Source organism: Rhizobium hidalgonense, from assembly GCF_005862185.2.
GTDB lineage: Bacteria > Pseudomonadota > Alphaproteobacteria > Rhizobiales > Rhizobiaceae > Rhizobium > Rhizobium hidalgonense.
This window is the reverse complement of record NZ_CP054027.1, coordinates 938,989-956,733: the sequence shown is the minus strand read 5'-3', so window position 1 is coordinate 956,733 and position 17,745 is coordinate 938,989. Positions and strand designations below refer to the sequence as shown.

At 62.7% G+C, this 17,745-nt stretch carries 16 protein-coding genes; 5 read left to right on the top strand and 11 right to left on the bottom strand.

Annotation, left to right across the window (positions count from 1 at the left end):
- Positions 1-27: 27 nt before the first annotated feature.
- Together FFM81_RS04435 and chpT are read right to left on the bottom strand one after the other, a co-directional pair.
- Complete coding sequence (locus tag FFM81_RS04435; RefSeq protein ID WP_003566026.1) at positions 28-390, bottom strand: response regulator; 363 nt, start codon at positions 388-390, stop codon at positions 28-30.
- Positions 391-509: 119 nt separating this feature from the next.
- Entirely contained in the window at positions 510-1,157 is a 648-nt protein-coding gene (gene chpT, locus FFM81_RS04430) for a histidine phosphotransferase ChpT (RefSeq protein ID WP_003566028.1), read from the bottom strand.
- 195 nt (positions 1,158-1,352) lie between these two features.
- Between chpT and FFM81_RS04425 the strand changes: the two genes are divergently transcribed.
- On the top strand, positions 1,353-1,940 hold the full coding sequence (locus FFM81_RS04425; RefSeq protein ID WP_003566030.1) for a DUF1134 domain-containing protein: 588 nt from the start codon (positions 1,353-1,355) through the stop codon (positions 1,938-1,940).
- Positions 1,941-2,057: 117 nt separating this feature from the next.
- On the top strand, positions 2,058-3,206 hold the full coding sequence (locus FFM81_RS04420; RefSeq protein ID WP_138384912.1) for a coiled-coil domain-containing protein: 1,149 nt from the start codon (positions 2,058-2,060) through the stop codon (positions 3,204-3,206).
- Between the two features lie 109 nt (positions 3,207-3,315).
- Here FFM81_RS04420 and FFM81_RS04415 read toward each other — a convergent pair whose 3' ends face one another.
- Both FFM81_RS04415 and FFM81_RS04410 read right to left on the bottom strand, forming a co-directional pair.
- Positions 3,316-4,140: a TrmH family RNA methyltransferase gene (locus FFM81_RS04415; RefSeq protein ID WP_138384911.1), complete on the bottom strand. Its 825-nt coding sequence runs from the start codon at positions 4,138-4,140 to the stop codon at positions 3,316-3,318.
- Positions 4,141-4,147: 7 nt separating this feature from the next.
- The gene (locus tag FFM81_RS04410; RefSeq protein ID WP_003566036.1) at positions 4,148-4,531 is read right to left on the bottom strand and encodes a hypothetical protein; all 384 of its coding nucleotides are present in this window, start codon (positions 4,529-4,531) and stop codon (positions 4,148-4,150) included.
- Between the two features lie 42 nt (positions 4,532-4,573).
- Here FFM81_RS04410 and FFM81_RS04405 point away from each other — a divergent pair, with 42 nt between their 5' ends.
- Both FFM81_RS04405 and rpoH read left to right on the top strand, forming a co-directional pair.
- Complete coding sequence (locus FFM81_RS04405) at positions 4,574-5,599, top strand: RluA family pseudouridine synthase (protein ID WP_003566038.1); 1,026 nt, start codon at positions 4,574-4,576, stop codon at positions 5,597-5,599.
- Positions 5,600-5,780: 181 nt separating this feature from the next.
- A complete protein-coding gene (gene rpoH / locus FFM81_RS04400; RefSeq protein WP_003566040.1) occupies positions 5,781-6,689 on the top strand; it encodes an RNA polymerase sigma factor RpoH in 909 nt (302 codons plus the stop codon).
- 118 nt (positions 6,690-6,807) lie between these two features.
- On the opposite strand, the gene FFM81_RS04395 is transcribed toward rpoH, so the two are convergent.
- A complete protein-coding gene (locus FFM81_RS04395) occupies positions 6,808-9,324 on the bottom strand; it encodes a RodZ family helix-turn-helix domain-containing protein (protein WP_138384910.1) in 2,517 nt (838 codons plus the stop codon).
- Between the two features lie 60 nt (positions 9,325-9,384).
- Positions 9,385-10,683 carry an adenylosuccinate synthase gene (locus FFM81_RS04390; protein WP_138384909.1) on the bottom strand — a complete coding sequence of 433 codons (1,299 nt, stop codon included), beginning with the start codon at positions 10,681-10,683 and terminating at the stop codon, positions 9,385-9,387.
- A 191-nt stretch (positions 10,684-10,874) separates the two neighbouring features.
- On the opposite strand from FFM81_RS04390, the gene FFM81_RS04385 reads away from it, so the two are divergent.
- Positions 10,875-11,792, top strand: coding sequence for a DMT family transporter (locus FFM81_RS04385; RefSeq protein WP_138384908.1), 918 nt, complete (start codon positions 10,875-10,877; stop codon positions 11,790-11,792).
- A gap of 23 nt (positions 11,793-11,815) precedes the next feature.
- Here the strand turns inward: FFM81_RS04385 and FFM81_RS04380 are convergent, their stop codons facing one another.
- From FFM81_RS04380 to FFM81_RS04360, 5 genes are all read right to left on the bottom strand, one after another.
- Positions 11,816-12,664 carry a GNAT family N-acetyltransferase gene (locus FFM81_RS04380; protein WP_138384907.1) on the bottom strand — a complete coding sequence of 283 codons (849 nt, stop codon included), beginning with the start codon at positions 12,662-12,664 and terminating at the stop codon, positions 11,816-11,818.
- The gene (locus FFM81_RS04375; protein WP_128398122.1) at positions 12,661-12,936 is read right to left on the bottom strand and encodes a hypothetical protein; all 276 of its coding nucleotides are present in this window, start codon (positions 12,934-12,936) and stop codon (positions 12,661-12,663) included. The genes FFM81_RS04380 and FFM81_RS04375 overlap by 4 nt, the downstream gene beginning before the upstream one ends.
- Positions 12,933-14,729 (bottom strand): putative bifunctional diguanylate cyclase/phosphodiesterase, encoded by a 1,797-nt coding sequence (locus tag FFM81_RS04370; RefSeq protein WP_138384906.1) that lies wholly within the window; start codon positions 14,727-14,729, stop codon positions 12,933-12,935. Before FFM81_RS04370 ends, FFM81_RS04375 begins: the two co-directional genes overlap by 4 nt.
- A 157-nt stretch (positions 14,730-14,886) precedes the next feature.
- Positions 14,887-16,671: an IlvD/Edd family dehydratase gene (locus FFM81_RS04365; RefSeq protein WP_025416903.1), complete on the bottom strand. Its 1,785-nt coding sequence runs from the start codon at positions 16,669-16,671 to the stop codon at positions 14,887-14,889.
- A complete protein-coding gene (locus FFM81_RS04360; protein ID WP_097533947.1) occupies positions 16,668-17,579 on the bottom strand; it encodes an NAD(P)-dependent oxidoreductase in 912 nt (303 codons plus the stop codon). Before FFM81_RS04360 ends, FFM81_RS04365 begins: the two co-directional genes overlap by 4 nt.
- Positions 17,580-17,745 lie beyond the last annotated feature (166 nt).

Genomic DNA, 17,745 nt, shown 5'->3' with positions numbered 1-17,745 from the left:
ATCATGCTGCAGGGAGGAGGTCTGCCGTCAGGCAGCGATCGCGCGGTTTCCGAAGACGGCGGTCAGGATCTTGCGATCGAACGGCTTCAGCAGGAAATCGGTGGCGCCGGCGCGCTTGCCCGCCATCAGTTTTTTCAGATCCGCCTCGACGACGCAGTAATAGATCTTGACCTCTTTGCCACCGTCCATGGCACGGATGGCGGCGATGAGGTCGAGGGCGCCTTCCATACCGGAATCGACGATCAGATATTCCGGCAGCTCCGTTTGGCAGCGCTGTAGCGCCTCGCCGGCGTTGGAGGCCTCGCTGACGAGAAAATCGAGTTCGGAGAGAATGCGCTTGCCGACCTTGCGGACGATATCCGAATTATCGGTGATCATGAACCTTTGCATGGGCGCTCCTTTGCCCCCGCATTCGTCGCAGCAAGAGGCCTCTTACAACCCTGGAGGATAGGTCCATCAGGCTAAGGAATCGTTACCGGACGGACACCGACACCCGCCCAAGCTCGAAATCAGGCAGCCGCTGCCACTGCCGTGAACACCAGTTCTTCGGCGCTGGCGCTGTGATCAAGCGTCATTCCGCACTCCTGAGCCAGAAGCACGGCGTAATAGGGCTGGATCGAATGCGCGTCGATTGCTTCCTCGATCGTGCCGGTCGAGATCTCGACGAATTTCGGCGGCAGGCGCATCAATTTGCCTTTGGCCGTGAGCTTGAACTTTGCATCGAACTCGGGATTCTCAAGCGTTACCTCGAGCACGCCGCCGCGCGGGATAGCGGAATAGGCGACGAGAAACAGGTTGAGCAGCAACTTGACGCGATTCTTGGCGACGATGGCGCGCGGCCCGTTCCAGATCACCTCGGTCTTCTTTTCGGCGATGGCGAAATCCTTGGCGGCACGCTCGGCCTCGCCGGTATCGATCGAAGCGCCGACGGAACCCGACGCGCCGAAGGCGAGGCGTGCGAATTTCAGTCGGACGGAAGCGTTGAGCGCGCTGGTGCGGATCAGATCCATCGCATCGGCGTCGGCACCACCCTCATCCAGGAGTTCCAGCCCGTTATTGATCGCGCCGACCGGTGAGATGACATCGTGGCAAACGCGGCTGCAAAGAAGCGCGGCCAGATCCGGGCCGGACAAGGTGAGATTGGGGTTCTTGGACATCAGCGTCTCCTGAGGGGCGGCAATTTTATCGCGCCCGGCAATATGCTTCATCAAAATTGCGCGAAGTTTGCGATCGTACTTGGTGCCATAATGACACCATATTTGGTAAACCGATTGTTAAGATCATCGGCGCAAAATGCACCAATCGCCGCGAGCGCTTGCCCGCTCCCAGCCAAACGACGAACGGATGACACCATGCGCACTCGATTTCCGCACCGATTCATCGGCTTCTGCAGGTTGCTTTCGGCCCTCGTTTTTTCCTCGCTGATGGTCGCCGGACCTGCCTCCGCCCAGGACAACGGCCAGTACACGATGCAGGAAATCGTCGATGCCGGCCACTCCTTCTTCGGCTCCGCCAGCGGCGGACTTGCCAAGGTCGTCGAGAGTGCCTTCCAGAAATACGGCCTGCCGAATGGCTACATTCTCGGACAGGAAGGCGGCGGTGCCTTCATCGCCGGCCTTACCTACGGCGAAGGCCAGCTGAACACCAAGAATGCCGGCGAACATAATCTTTATTGGCAGGGCCCCTCGCTCGGCCTCGATTACGGGGGCCAAGGCTCACGCGTGATGATGTTGGTTTACGATCTGCCCTCCGTCAACGGCATCTATGCCCGCTTCGGCGGCGTCAGCGGCTCGGCCTATGTGATCGCCGGCTTCGGCATGACGCTGCTCAAGAACAATGACGTGCTGGTTGTGCCGATCCGCACCGGCGTCGGCGCTCGCCTGGGTATCAATGTCGGTTATCTCAAGATCACCCAGGCGCCGACCTGGAACCCCTTCTGAGGCCGAAAAGCCGCTGCAAAGCGCCGCCGTCCGCATCGGCGGCCTTGCCCATATGCGTCATGCGTGCTTAATCATCGCGGCTGACCTCTTATCAACCTTCGAATCGATGGCCGCGCCGTGATCGAATACGCTCTCTTGTTCGGATTGGGCTTCCTGACCGCGGCCTTCCTCGTCTTTCTGGTTTCGCCCGCCGTTCACCGACGTATCGTCTGGTATACCGAGAACCGGCTGAAGGCGACCATGCCGCTCAGCCCGCAGGAGGTTCGCGCCCAGAAGGATATGGTGCGCGCGCTCTATGCCGCCGAAAACGCCCGGACCACCCAGGACCTGCTGCGTGAGCGCGAGAAATCCCTGTCGCTCCAACTTCGCCACGACGCGCTCGCCGTCGATGCCGGCAGGCTTGCAGCCGAGATCAGCGAATTGCAGGCCCAGATCGGCGAGATGCATGTCGAGGCCGCCGAGCAGCGCTCGCGTTTGCGCAAGGATGAGAATTATATCAGCCAGCTGAAGACCAATCTGCATATTGCCGAACAGTCCGCGGCCAACAAGGAGAGCGAACTGGCGGCGATGAGGACGCGGCTGAGCAAGCTCGGTGAACAGACCGATGGGCTGAGGATCGATCTTGCCGCACGCGACACTGAGGCGGAGAGCCTCAAATTCCGCGCCAACGCGCTGCGCGACGAACGAGACACGTTGCGCCAGGACGTCAACCTCTTGCAGAAGCGCGCAAGGGATGCAGAACAGAAACTGACGCAGCAGCAGCACATGGTGATCCGCCTGGAGGACAAGGCCGCGCGCGACAACGCTTCCGCCGCCGAAAAGGAAACCCTGGTCACTCGCCGCCAGCAGGAGATCGCCAAGTTGAAGGAGCAGTTGAAAGCCGCCAATGCCGAGATCCGCAAGGTTAACCGCGTGCTGCGCGACGCCGGCCTAGCCGGGATGGCGGCGGAATTGACGGCTGAAGACACGACAACACTTACGCACGACAGCGCCGTCATGACGGCTGAGATCGGCGAGGATGTCCGCAAGCGCAGCGTCGCCCTTGCCGAGCGCCTGGAGAAGGCAAAGACCGTGACCGGAAGCGATGGTGCAATCCGTGAGGAGATCGCCTCGATCGCCGCCAACATGGTGGCGCTGACCGCACTCAACGAGGGTCCCTCCTCGCCGATCCGCGCACTTCTGCCGGATGCGGCGGAAACGTCCCCGAGTGATCGCGTCAGCCTTGCCGACAGGGCGACCGCCGTCATTGCCCATTCCCAGCGCTAACGCATGTCGCCCGGAAGCGTCCCACGGTTCCGGAATGACGATAGGCATCAAAACAAAGTACTGCGCGTTGCATCATTTAAATCGATGCGACGCGCTTTAAGATCGTAATTTAGATCCGACCCATCGCCGACGCCATGGAAAACAGCGCGATGCCCGTTGCCGTCGCGGCATTGAGGCTGTCGAGTTCCTCCGATTGCGGGATGTGCGCGCTCTGGAAGCGCGCCAGCAGCGCCTCCGGCAATCCCGCCCCCTCCGTACCGATGACGAGCGCCATGCGCGTTGAAGCCGGAATGGCACGGATATCGATCTTGCCGTGCGGCGAAAGCGTCCAGATGGCAAAGCCGCGTTCGGCAAGCGAAAGCAGCACATCCAGCGCCTTGCCGCCGCGCCGGTGCGGAACGCTCAGCACCGAACCGACCGAGACGCGCAGCGCCTTGCGATAGAGCGGATCACAGCAGGTTTCGTCGAGCAGCACCGCATCCGCCCGGAAGGCGGCCGCATTGCGGAACATCGAACCGGCATTGTCATGATTGGAAATGCCGCAGCCGACAAGCACCAGCGCCCGTTCCGGCAGCGCCCCGAGAAGGGCCGCCTCTCCGCGGGCCTCCCGCCGGCCGAGCGCCAGAACGCCGCGATGCAGATGGAATCCGACGACGCCGTCAAGCACACCGGCTTCGGCGACATAGACCGGCACATCGGCCGGGAACCGCTCCAGGATCGGCAGGACGCCGTCGACGCGGTTGCGCAGCAGCAGGATCTTCTCGGCAAAAAAGCCGCGGTCTTGCGCATGCGCCTCCGCCAGCATGCGCAGCACGACGGTGCCTTCCGCGATGAAGCGGTTTTCGCGGCCCGTTAGGTCGCGCTCTCTTATATCGCGGAATTCAGCGATGCGCGGATCGTCGGCGCTGTCGATGGCGATCGGGACGGCGGCCATGCCGGCCTCAATTGCCCGCGATGCTGACGTCGGCGACGGTGCGGCCGGTCACGACGTCGAAGACCAGCGCCTTGCTCTTGCCATCGACCGTTTCGCCGTAAAACAGGATCTGCCCTGCCGAAAACGAGGTGGACTGCACCTTGAAGCCGAGCGGCAGGGAAACTGTTGCCGCAAGCGGCGCATCCGAGGGCACCCCGGAGGCGGAAACGGCCGCCGTCTCCTTCGGTTCGCTGTGCATCGCCTTGTAGACAACCGCGCCGAAGACCGCCATAAGGCTCACGAACATGATGGCGCCGGAAACGATCTGCAGGCGGACCATCTTGCGCCGGACACTTTCCATCGCCGGATCAAGGGGCTTCTCTTCCTGGTCTTCTGGCTCGATTGCTGTCATCTGTGCGTCCCGTTCTAAAAAATGCGTCGGAGAAGAAGCGTCTTGAGCGACCCCTTTAAACAAGCCGCCGGCAATAGAAAAGTCCTGACCGCCGATGAAACCGCCGAAGGCCGGCTCGACGCCTGGCTGACGGCGCAACTCGGCGAGGAATTTTCACGCAGCCGCATCAAGGCGCTGATCAAGGACGGCCAGGTTTTCCTGCGCGGCGAACCCGTCACCGACCCGCAGCGTAAGGTGCGCAACGGTGACAGTTTCGAGATCACCCTGCCCGAGCCGGAAGACCCGACGCCGCAGGGCGAGGATATCCCGCTCGATATCCTCCATGAGGATGAAGACGTGATCGTCATTTCCAAGCCTTCCGGTCTCGTCGTCCATCCCGGCGCCGGCAACTGGACGGGGACGCTGGTCAACGCGCTGATCTATCATTGCGGTGACACCCTCTCCGGCATCGGCGGCGTGCGCCGCCCCGGCATCGTCCACCGTCTCGACAAGGACACGACGGGGGTCATGGTCGTCGCCAAGAACGACATTGCCCATCGACATCTCTCGCTGCAATTTGCCGATCATGGCCGCACCATGCCGCTGGAGCGGGCCTATCAGGCGGTCGTCTGGGGCCGGCCCCGCTCGCTGACCGGCACGGTCGACGCACCGCTCGGCCGCGCCACCGGCGATCGCACCCGTCGCGCCGTCAAACGTCCCGACAGTCATGATGCCGACGAGGCGATCACCCATTACGAGGTGATCGAGCGTTTCCAGGAAAATCCGGACGCGACGGCGCTTGCTTCCTTGGTCGAGTGCCATCTCGAAACCGGCCGCACCCACCAGATCCGTGTGCATATGGCCCATATCGGCCATCCGCTGCTCGGAGACACGGTTTATGGCGCCGGCTTCAAGACCAAGGCCAACCGCCTGCCCGAAGACATCCGCAAGGTCGTCAACGGTTTCAACCGCCAGGCGCTGCATGCCTTCATGCTGCAGTTCGAGCATCCCCGCACCGGCGAAATCATGCATTTCGAAGCGCCGCTGCCGGAGGATATGGTGGAACTGGTCGCGGCATTGCGGGGGTAGAGGCGTCGTCTCCGACCCCTCTCACACTCACGTGAGCGCCACCTTGAACCGCCGTTTCGCCACACTTATCTGTATATTGACTTAGTGCGGGCTCGCAATCAGAGCCGCATGTCCCGGTCTGCCATTTTTAACGCGAACGCGTTTCCAACGGGGGCCGGAATTCACTTTAGGAGGGTGCACTATGGCCCGAAATACCTTGCCGTCCATTACCGCCGGCGAAGCCGGTCTCAATCGTTACCTCGACGAAATCCGCAAGTTCCCGATGCTCGAGCCGCAGCAGGAATACATGCTCGCCAAGCGTTATGCCGAGCATGGCGATCGCGACGCCGCACATAAGCTCGTCACCAGCCATCTTCGCCTCGTCGCCAAGATCGCGATGGGTTATCGCGGTTACGGCCTGCCGATCGGCGAAGTCGTCTCCGAGGGCAATGTCGGCCTGATGCAGGCCGTCAAGAAGTTCGATGCCGAGCGCGGCTTCCGCCTTGCCACCTATGCCATGTGGTGGATCAAGGCCTCGATCCAGGAATATATCCTGCGTTCGTGGTCACTGGTGAAGATGGGCACGACCGCCAACCAGAAGCGCCTGTTCTTCAACCTGCGCCGGCTGAAAGGCCGCATCCAGGCGATCGATGACGGCGACCTGAAGCCGGAACACGTCTCCGAAATCGCCACCAAGCTGAAAGTCTCGGAGGAGGAGGTCATTTCGATGAACCGCCGCCTGTCCGGCGACGCCTCGCTGAACGCGCCGATCAAGGCGGCCGAAGGCGACAGCGGCCAATGGCAGGACTGGCTGGTGGACGACCATGACAGCCAGGAAGACGTGCTGATCGAACAGGACGAGCTCGACACCCGCCGGCGGATGCTGGCGAAAGCGATGAGCGTGCTGAACGAGCGCGAACGCCGTATCTTCGAAGCTCGCCGCCTCGCCGAGGATCCGGTGACGCTGGAAGACCTGTCGACGGAATTCGACATCAGCCGCGAACGCGTCCGCCAGATCGAGGTTCGCGCTTTCGAAAAGGTGCAGGACGCCGTTCGCAAGGAAGCCCAGGAACGCGCCAAGGCCGTGCGCGTCGTCGAAGCGACGGCCTGACAAGGCTGCCTCCTGTGAAAATTGAAAAGGCGGGTCCTTGCGGCCCGCCTTTCTGTTTCTTTTCTTTCGCAACGTCGTCCCCGTCGAAGGTCGGGAGTGCCGGTATTGCGGTTCATCGTCACTGGCTCGTCGACACATCCCCGAGCGCGGTCCATTCCTTGATCGCAGTATTGAAGGCATCCGTTCCCGAATTGCCCTTCTCCATCGTCAGCAGGGCGCGGCGACCGTTGCGGTAAGTGACCGGGATATCGATCCAGCTGCGGGTCGACATCAGGTCGAGATTAGCCTTGCGCGCATCGGGATAGTCATTGAGCGCGATCATATGGAAATCGTCAGTGATCTTGGCAGGAACCGCGATCAGCGCGTCACCGCGGTCCTGCTCGGTGCGCTTCATCGAGATGCGCTGGACGCTGTCGATACTTCCGCCTTCGAAATTCGGCGGCAGCGAGAAGACGATCTCGACGAGATGGCTTGCCGGCAGCGACGGATCGGAATTGCGTTTGAAGGTGACGAGAGCCGAGAGATTGCGCTCCGGCACGGTGACGTTGCCCTGCACCGTCGCCTCCTGCCGGCCGTTCTGGCCAGCCTCGTGCTGCACGCTCCAGACGACCGATCCCTCGATCGCCGTCGGCGAGCTTTGGCCAATGCGCTCCTCATAGAGGAACATCTTTTGCGACGAGCCGACGGGAGCGGCCTGCTGCGGCGATGCCGCCGAGCTGTTCGGCGTTGGCGTTTCGGCTGGTGCGACATCGCCCTGCGCGGCCGCCGGCGGCGTATCCGCTGCCGCGACATTCTGCTCGGCGACCGATTTTCCTTCCGCGGTCAGCGTTCCCGGCACCGTCGCCGGTCCGCTGTCGACCTCAGTGCCATCGGTCAGCAGCCGCTGGGTGAATTTCGAATTGGCCGCGGCGCCGTCATTGTTCATTGACGCCACCTGCGGGTTCGGCTGCGCCGGTGCCGCTGGCGTATTCTGCGCTTCCGGCGTGGTCGGCTGGGCCGGCGTTGCCGCGTCCGGCTCGGCAGGCGTCGCGGAGCCGGCCGGCGGCGTCGCCGCCTCGTTCCTGGTCGCCTGCGACGGTGCCGAACTGACGAGCCCGTCGACCATCGCCACCAGCGCCTCTCTGTTCATCCAGCCGGCATAGGCGCCGCCGCCGATCAAGATGAGCGCGAAGATGAGCGTGATCACGGTACCGATGCCGAAGCGGCGACGCTTCGGCTCCATCCGGAAACTCTTGCCCTGCAGCTTGGAAGCGACCATCTGATCGATATCCATCGCCGGATTGGCGTCATCGTCGTCAGCCGCAACCGAGCCGCGGCGGTCGTAGCCGCGTAGCGCCTTCGCCTCGCGCCAGTCCTCGCTCGGCGCGCCGCTGGCAGCCGCCGGCTTACCGTTGTGCACTTCCGCGAAGATATCGACATCGTCGAAATGCGAGGCGACCGGCGCCTTCTTGTTGCTGCCGGCCTCGATCGGCGGCAGATCGTCGAAGGCTGCGGTCTCCCAGGAGAAACTTTCCTTGGCCGCCGGCATGACGGCCGCCGGTGCCGCTTTTTCGAGGCTGGATATCACCTCTTCGAAGGCGCGCGCCGAGGTATCCGGGGTGATCGGCGCCGTCTGCGAATACTGCCGGAGTTCCTCTTCAGCCCATTCGGTCTCCGCATCCTTCGGCGCCGGAGCCGGCGTTTCGGCGGCAGGCTCGGCCCAGATGGGATCGAAATGCGCCGCCGCCTCGGCCTGTAGCGGCTCCTCGCGGCTGTGCTCGACGAATTCCTGCGGACGATCGAAATCGGCGACCGGCTCCACCAGCCGGTTGGATGCGTGCTCTATGCCACGTGTGATCGGCTCGAGCGGCGCGACGGGCTCGTTGGCCTCTTCGACCTCCGGCTCCTCGCTTTCTACTGCCGCCGGCTCGGCGGCGGTCTCATCCACCGGATGCTCGTCAGCATGATATTCGTCGGCTTCTTCGCCGCGATGCCCCGCAGTCGGCTGCCAGTCGTCATGCTCGGTTGTCGCCTCTTCGGCAGCAACGGCGCGCGCCTCGCTGGCATGCCATTCCTCGGCCGGCGCTTCCTCCTCATGCGAGGGGTGCCAGTATGTCTCGACGGGAGCGGCTTCCTCCGGCAAAGCCGATGCCTCGGCGGAAACAGTTGTTTCCGGTGAAACAAGTGTGTCTTCGGAGGGTGGCTTCTCGGCGATGACTTCTTCCGCGGCGTCCTCGGGCGCGGCGGCGGCTTCCGCGTGATCGGGCTCGCCGGCGGCCCCGGCCACCTGCGGTTCCGCATCGACTTCGTAGGCCGGCTCCTCGACCGGCGGCTCCTCGACGACCGTCTCCGGTGCAGGCGCCGGTTCGACTTCGTCGTGAACCGCTTGCTCTTCCACGGCCTCCGACGCGACTACGGCGGTAACCGGCTCATCGAGCGGCAGCGCCTCGGAGTGTTCGCCTTCCACTTCGCGGATGGCGGCCTCGAGCTTTTCGAGCTGGCGTTGCAGCATGGCTTCCGGCGGACGCGGCTTCATGTTCTCGAGCTGCCGCTGCACTGCGCCGCGGGCACGTTCATAGACCTTCACCCGCATCTCGGGGGTGTTTTCAGCCAGGCCGTCGACGGCCCGCCGAATAACTGCAATAAAATCCGCCATCAGTACTTTCTCAAGAAGTCCGGCACCCTACCGAACTGTCCTCCACAGTGACCCGTGAGCTTAATCCTCAAACGGATCGGTCACAAGTATGGTGTCATCCCGCTCCGGGCTGGTGGAAAGGAGCGCGATAGGCGCCCCGATCAACTCCTCGACCTGGCGAACATATTTGATCGCCTGTGCCGGCAGGTCCGCCCAACTGCGGGCGCCGACAGTCGATTCCTTCCAGCCTTCCAGCGTGATGTAGACCGGTTCGACCCTAGCTTGCGCTCCCTGGCTTGCCGGAAGATGATCAATCTGTTCGCCGTCCAGCATGTAACCGACGCAGATCTTCAGTTCCTCGAGGCCGTCAAGGACGTCGAGCTTGGTGAGTGCGATGCCGGTGATGCCGTTGGTGGCGATCGATTGGCGCACGAGTGCGGCGTCGAACCAGCCGCAGCGGCGCTTACGCCCGGTCACCACCCCGAACTCATGACCTTTTTCGCCTAGGAACTCACCGATCGCATCCTTCAGCTCCGTCGGGAACGGGCCTTCGCCGACACGTGTCGTATAGGCCTTGGTGATGCCGAGGATGTAGCCGAGCGAGCCTGGCCCCATGCCGGAACCGGCCGCGGCCTGACCGGCCACGGTGTTCGACGAGGTCACGAACGGATAGGTGCCGTGGTCGATGTCGAGCAGGCTGCCCTGGGCTCCTTCGAAGAGGATGCGGGAGCCCTTGCGGCGCTCCTTGTCGAGGAACAGCCAGACGGTGTCACGGAACGGCAGCACCCGATCGGCGATCGAGGTCAGTTCGTCCATGATCGTCTGGTGGCTGACTTCGGCGACGCCGAGGCCGCGGCGAAGCGCATTGTGATGGGTCAGAATACGGTCGACCTTGCCGGCAAGGCTGTCGAGATCGGCCAGATCCATCACCCGGATGGCGCGGCGGCCGACCTTGTCTTCATAGGCCGGACCGATGCCGCGGCGTGTCGTGCCAATCTTGGTACCGCTGTTCGACGCCGCATCCTCGCGCATCGCGTCGAGCTCGCGGTGCAGCGACAGAATGAGCGTCGCATTGTCGGCGATACGCAGATTTTCAGGCGTCACCGTCACGCCCTGCGCCTCCAGCCGGCCGATCTCGGCGATCAGCGCATGCGGATCGACAACGACGCCGTTGCCGATCACCGCCATTTTGCCCGGGCGCACGACGCCGGACGGCAGCAGCGACAGCTTGTAGCTGGTGCCGTCGATGACGAGCGTATGGCCGGCATTATGTCCGCCCTGATAGCGCACAACGATATCCGCGCGCTCCGAAAGCCAGTCGACAATCTTGCCCTTGCCTTCGTCACCCCATTGCGAACCGACCACGACTACGTTCGTCATCCAACTCTTCCTGTTACCGGCGGAAAACCGCGCACCTGCTCAAACCCGCGCATCTATAAAGCTTTGTTTTTGGGAAAGCGACCCTGTTGTCACAGTAGATTGGGCTTTTTACGTGACAAATCAGCAGCCGGCAGGCTATTGCCCGTCACAAAACGCCGCTTGGCGGTCGCGGAAAGACGGGAAGAACGCTCTTGCAAGCCACGGCCTACATCTGCCTCGTTATCGCCACCCTCTGCTGGGGCGGCAACTCCGTCGCCGGCAAGCTCGCAGTCGGGCATATCAGCCCGATGATGCTGACCTTCCTGCGCTGGTTCATCGCCGTGGCACTGATCGCCCTGATCTCGGTACCGCAACTCAGGAGGGACTGGCCGGTTGTCCGGAAGAACCTGCCGCTGCTGTTCTTCTACGGCGTCATCGGCTACACGCTTTTCAACGCCATGCTTTATTCGGCCGTGCAATATACGACGGCGATCAATGTCGCCATCGAGCAGGCCGGCATCCCGATGCTGATCTTCCTGTTGAATTTCATGTTCTTCCGCACCGGCATCTCGCTGGCGCAATGTCTCGGCTTCGGCATGACGCTGATCGGCGTCGCGCTAACCGCCGCTCACGGCGACCTGACAACGCTGTTGCAACTAAGCCTCAACCGCGGCGACGGGCTGATGCTGATCGCCATTGCCGCCTATTCGGTCTACACGATTTTCCTGCGCTGGAAGCCGCCGCTCGACTGGCGCACGCTGATGGCGTTCCCAGCGCTCGGCGCCATGCTGACCTCGGTGCCTCTGCTCCTTTGGGAAGGCAGCCGCGGTGCCGCGCTATGGCCGGACCAGGCCGGCTGGGTCATCACGTTCTACACGGCGACCTTCCCGTCGCTGCTGGCGCAGATCCTCTATATCAAAGGTGTCGAGGCGATCGGCGCCAATCGGGCCGGCCTGTTCATCAATCTCGTGCCGGTGTTCGGAACTTTGCTTTCCGTCGCCCTCATCGGCGAGAGGTTGCAATCGTTCCACGTGATCGCGTTGGCACTGACCTTGGGCGGCATTGCCATCGCCGAAAAAGGCCGGCCGAAAGCTTCGACTCCTGCCGTTCCGGCCTCACCTGTGGATTAGAACTTTCCTGGTCAGGAAAGCCTCTAACCAAGCTCCAGCGTCGTCACGCCGAAGACGTGCTTCAGCGGAATGGCCGGCGCTGGCCCACGATACATGCGCGTCGTCTCGAACACCTGCCGAAGGCCGAGGCCCTCGGCAAGCGCCACCGCCTCATGATTGTCGGCGGGGATATCGATGAAAACAGCCGCCCCTTTGGCTTCGGGGATCAATTCGGCAAGCAGTGCTGCGGCGCTGTCGGCATCGTTGGCAAAGAGCGGCCCGACCTTGTAACCCTCGTAGCAGCGGCGAATCGTGCCGTAACCGCGGATCTTGCCGCTCTTGCGCACCACAGCCGAGCGGCGGCCCTTGCGACCGGTGCACCAGGCGGCAAGGAAGGCATCCCGCGGCTGCGGAAAGATCGCCGAATCATAACGCTGCAGGCCTTCGAGACGCGAATCCATCACCGGCTGCGCGGCAAGCGCCGAGACCGGCGAACTGGTGGCGACGCCGCCATAGCGAATGGTGGAATAGGCGGGTTCGAAGCCGGCCTTGCGGTAGTTGTCCTGTTGTGCGGCCACGCCGTCGAGACCGATCGTGCGCACCCCCGCGCTGGCAATGCCCGTCTCCCAGATCGCCTTGCCGTATCCCTTGCCCCGGAAATCGGGATGGACGATGTAGAGGCCGAGGAAGGCGAAACTCTCGCCGTATTTGACGACCGAGATCGAACCGACCGGGACTTCACCGATGGCGCCGACGAAAAATCCCGACGGATCAGCCTCGATGAATGCGAGCGAATCGTCGAGGCCCGGGTTCCAGCCCTCCTGACGCGCCCATTCGAGCACGAGCTCGAGTTCGCCGGGCCGCATTGAACGAACGGCAAATTCCGAATTCATGCGACTTTCCCAGATTGAATGTCCCGCAAGTCCATCCCGGCAACGGCAAAGCAATTGTCAGGTCCCCAGTTCCCCGATTGCACCTGCGAATGATGGAGAGCCGCGCTCATGATCTTGATCACGCGTATAATCATTTTTCGATGCAATGCAGAAAGCTTCGTTTCCGCATTAGCATGAAACAATGCCGATGCAAGCTCAAGAAAATTACTTGCGCGCCATTTATCTTCCCTCGGCCGCGAAAGTGCGGCGGCGGGCTCCCGCTGACGGCTCACCGGGCCTTTCCGCTCATCGCGGCCTTCTGCTTTTCGGCCCCGCCCACTGGTGAGAAAAGACGAGCCGTCTCGGCCACCGGTGCAGGATAACCAAATGCGTAACCCTGCAGGCCATCACAGCCGAGTTCCGCCAGCACGACGGCATGCGCCTCGGTCTCGATGCCCTCGGCGATCACCTCGACATCGAGCGCCTTGGCGATTTCCACGATCGAACCGACCACGCGCCGCTGCTCGGCGGAACTGACGACTTCGGCGATGAGCTGCCGGTCGATCTTCAGCCGCTTCGGCCTGAGCTTGACGAGACCGATGAGCGAGGCATGGCCGGATCCGAAATCATCGATCTCGATGTCGATGCCCATCTGTTTGATATCGCCGATATGATCGAGCAGTTTTTCGTCGCTGTCGTCGAGGAAAATCGTCTCGACCAGTTCGAAGACGATCACGCCGGGCGGAATGTCGAGTTTCCTCAGCTTGCCGAGCAACGTCGGATCGGCAAGGCGCGACGCCGAGATATTGACGGCGATGCGCGGAACCGCAAGACCGCGCAACAGCCAGAACAGCCGGTCTTGAAGAACACGTTTGAGGATCGCCGCATCGATCTCCGCTGCAAGCCCGTGCTCGTCGGCGATCTTCAAGAATATCCCCGGGGCGAGCACGCCCTTCTCCGGATGCTTCCAGCGCGCCAGGGCCTCGAAGCCGATAACTTCCCGCGTCCGGGCGTCGAGCTGCACCTGATAATAGGGAACGATCTCGCCGCGCTCCAGCCCGAGCTTCAGCTCTTCGGCGAGGCGACGCTGGGCGCGCAGATCCTCCTGCAGTTGCCGCGTGAAGAATTCGACGCGGTTGCGCCCGAGCTTTTTGGCCTGATAGAGCGCCAGATCGGATTCGGCAAGCAGGTTGCGCGCCCGCCGGTCGCCGCTCCAGGAAACGCCGATCGAGGCGCCGGATTGCAGCATCTCCTGACCGAAGCGGATCTTCTTCCGCAGCCGGCGCTGAAGGTCGTCGGTAATCAGTTGCAATTCGGCGAGATCGCTGAAATTGACCAGCACGATGACGAACTCGTCGCCGCCTACGCGCGCGACCATGCCATTTGCGGGAATGGCGGCGGTAGTGCGAAGGGCCGCCGCCCTGAGAACCGCGTCGCCTGCGGCATGGCCGTGACTGTCGTTGATCTGCTTGAACTGGTCGAGATCGAGATGCAGGACGCCAAGCGTCGTGATACTCCTGTCGGCCGGCAGTTCCGCGAGCCGCTTGTCCAGCAAACGCCGGTTCGGCAGGCCGGTGAGATAGTCGTGATCGGCGACATGTTCGATGCGCGCATTGCTTTCCTCGAGCGCCAGCGCCCGCGCCTCAGCGACCATCTTCTGCCCTGCGAGTTCAGCGTTGAGCAAGACATCGGCGGTGACATCCCATTCGGCGCCGATGAAGGAAGGCAGCCCCTCCGCATCCACGTAGAAATGTGCGCGCGAACGCAGATGGCGGATTTCGCCGCTCGGCAGCACGATCCGAAATTGCGAATTATAGGCGCCCCGGGTCGCAATCGCCTCATCGAAGTCGCGTTCGGCCCGCTCGCGATCGTCGGGATGGATGGCGTTCGACCAAAGCAATGCCGGCACCAGGCGGCAGGTCTCGCCGGTCTCGTAAAGACGATGCATCTGCGCGTCCCACAAGATCCCGTCCTGCTCGATGCTGTGCTCCCAGACACCGATCTGGGATGCGTCGAGAGCGAGTTCGAGCCGGCGCAGAAGATCCTGAAACTCTCGTTCGGAGCGTGTGGCTTTGTTCTCTGGCAACGCGGTCTCGGCCTTAGAAGCTTTTCATAACGGCAATATGGTCTCAAGCCGGCATTAATGAAGCCTTCTCCCAATGACCGAACTAGTGACTAGGTGAACCGTTCGTTACGACTTCCTCTTTTGGATCAAGAGGCTCGCAGTTTCCAGCACGTCAGGATTAGTGGTTGTGCCGCGGCGGGTTTTTCGCGATCCGGCGGAATTCCGTCGCCCCCTCCAGGACCGCGCCGTCCGACAGTTGCGTCACCGAGCGGCGGTAGATCTGCTGCCACGGTGTCGCGTCCGCCGGCACCGGCGGAATACCCTCGCCCTTGCGCCGTTCGATCTCGGTCTTGTCAACCAGCATGTCGCAGCGCCCGTGATTGAAGTCGATACGGATGACATCGCCGGTGCGAAGCCAGGCAAGGCCGCCGCCAGCAGCGCTTTCTGGCGAAGCGTTGAGGATCGACGGGCTGTCCGCCGTGCCCGATTGACGGCCATCGCCGATCGTCGGCAGGCTGCTGATGCCGCGCTTCAGCAGATGATCGGGCGGCTGCATGTTGACGACCTCCGCTGAGCCCGGCCAACCGAGCGGCCCGGCGCCGCGAATGACCAGGATGGTATTCTCGTCGATGCCGAGTTCGGGATCGTTGATGCGCTTGTGATAATCCTCCGACCCGTCGAAAACCACCGCCCTGCCCTCGAAGACACCTTCTCGCCCAGGCTCCTGAAGGTAGCGCCGGCGGAAATCCTCCGATACGACGCTCATCTTCATGATTGCGAAATCAAAAAGATTGCCCTTGAGAACAAGGAAGCCGGCCCGCTCCTTCAGCGGCATCTGGAATGGCCGGATAACCTCGCGGTCGCGGGCTTCCTTGCCCTGCAGGTTCTCGGCCATCGTCCTGCCCGTCACCGTGGGACAGTCGCCATCGAGCTTTCCGGCCTGCAGCAGTTCCCACATGATCGCCGGCGTGCCGCCGGCGCGATGAAAGCGCTCGCCGAGATAGGCGCCTGCCGGTTGGACATTGGCTAGCAGCGGAATGTCGAAGCCGTGCACCTGCCAGTCATCGGGATGAAGTTCGACGCCGGCGTGCTTGGCCATCGCAGCCAGATGCGGCTGTGCGTTGGTGGAACCGCCGATCGCTGAATTGGTGCGGATGGCATTGAGGAATGCCTCGCGGGTCAGGATATCCGAGGGCTTCAGATCTTCGAAGACGATCTCGACGGCGCGCCGCCCGGTGCGATAGGCCATCTGGCCACGTTCGCGGTAAGCGGCCGGAATGGCGCCGCAGCCCGTTAGAGACAGGCCGAGCGCTTCGGCGAGCGCATTCATCGTCGAAGCCGTGCCCATCGTATTGCAGTGGCCGACTGATGGAGCCGAGTCGAGCGCTGCCTGCAGGAATTCTTCCCGGTCGATCTCGCCAGCCGCATATTTTCGCCGCATCCGCCAGATCACGGTGCCGGAGCCTGCCAGTTCCCCCTCGTGCCAGCCGTCGAGCATCGGGCCGCCGGAGAGCACGATCGCCGGAATATCGACCGTCGACGCCGCCATGATCGCCGAAGGCGTGGTCTTGTCGCAGCCGGTCGTCAGCACGACACCGTCGAGCGGATAGCCGTAGAGGATTTCAACGAGGCCGAGATAAGCGAGATTGCGGTCGAGTGCCGCCGTCGGACGTTTGCAGTTCTCGAAGATCGGATGTGTCGGAAATTCGATTGGAATGCCGCCGGCGTCGCGAATGCCGTCGCGCACGCGCTTGGCTAGCTCGACATGCACCCTGTTGCATGGCGTGAGATCGCTGCCGCTCTGGGCTATCCCGATGATCGGCTTGCCGGAGCGCAGTTCCTCCGGGGTGATGCCGTAATTCATGAAACGCTCGAGATAGAGCGCGGCCATGTCGATGTGGTCGGGATTGTCGAACCAATCCTGCGAACGCAGGCGCCGCTTCGGTGAATGGCTGTCGGTCACCTCTTACCTCCGGGCAAAGCATTCTTCTCCTCGAGATGCAGAAGCAGGCCACTATGATCCTTTTCGCCATGGCCGTTTGCGACGAATTCGCTGAATTCGGCGTGCACCGCCGCAGTCAGCGGCAGCGTCAGCGACAGGGCGTTGGCGGTCTCCATGGCCGCGTTCAAATCCTTCAGCTGGTTGCTGGACGAACCGCCTGGCGTAAACTGCCGCTCGACCATGCGTTTACCGTGCAGATCGAGGATACGGCTCTCGGCAAAACCGCCGCGAATGGCGTCGCGGAAGGCTGCCGGCGAGCCGCCGCCGGCCGTAATCAGCATCATCGCTTCGGCGACGGCGCCGATCGTCACCGCAACGATCTGTTGGTTGGCAAGCTTGGCCAACTGGCCCGCCCCGCTTGGGCCGACGCGGGTCACGCGCCCCATTGGCGCAAAGACATCGGCAAGCTTCTCGATCACCTCCTGGTCACCGCCCGCCATGATCGCCAGCGTACCGGCATCAGCCCCGACGACACCCCCGGAAACCGGCGCATCGACATGAGCAATGCCGCGCTCGGCGAGCCTGGCAGAATGGTCGCGGGCAAAATGCGGGGCGATCGAACTCATGTCGATAACGGTGGCGTCCGCCGACATCGCATCGGCCACCCCGCGGTCGAACAGTACGGTTCCGACCGCGTCGGCATTGGTCAGCATGGTGATGACGACGTCGGCGCCCGCAACGGCATCCATGGGTGTTTCCGCAAGGACCGCGCCATCCCCCGCCAGCGCCTCGGCTTTGCTGGGATCGCGATTCCAGACGATGACGGCAAAGCCCGCGCCCAGCAGCCGGCGAGCCATCGGCGCCCCCATCAAGCCGGTGCCGAGAAAGGCGATCCGCCTGCCGTGCTGACCTCTGCTCGAACCTGTCATTCAGTCCTCCCAACTGTTGTCCGTCTTTGATAGTCCCCTCGTCCACCGATGCAAATCGTTTTAATCGGCAGAACGCATTTTGTCGGGTGCCGAAGCATGCGCGAAACGATACGGGCGAGAACCGAAGTTCCCGCCCGATTTACTCGACAAAGGAAGGTTGAAATCC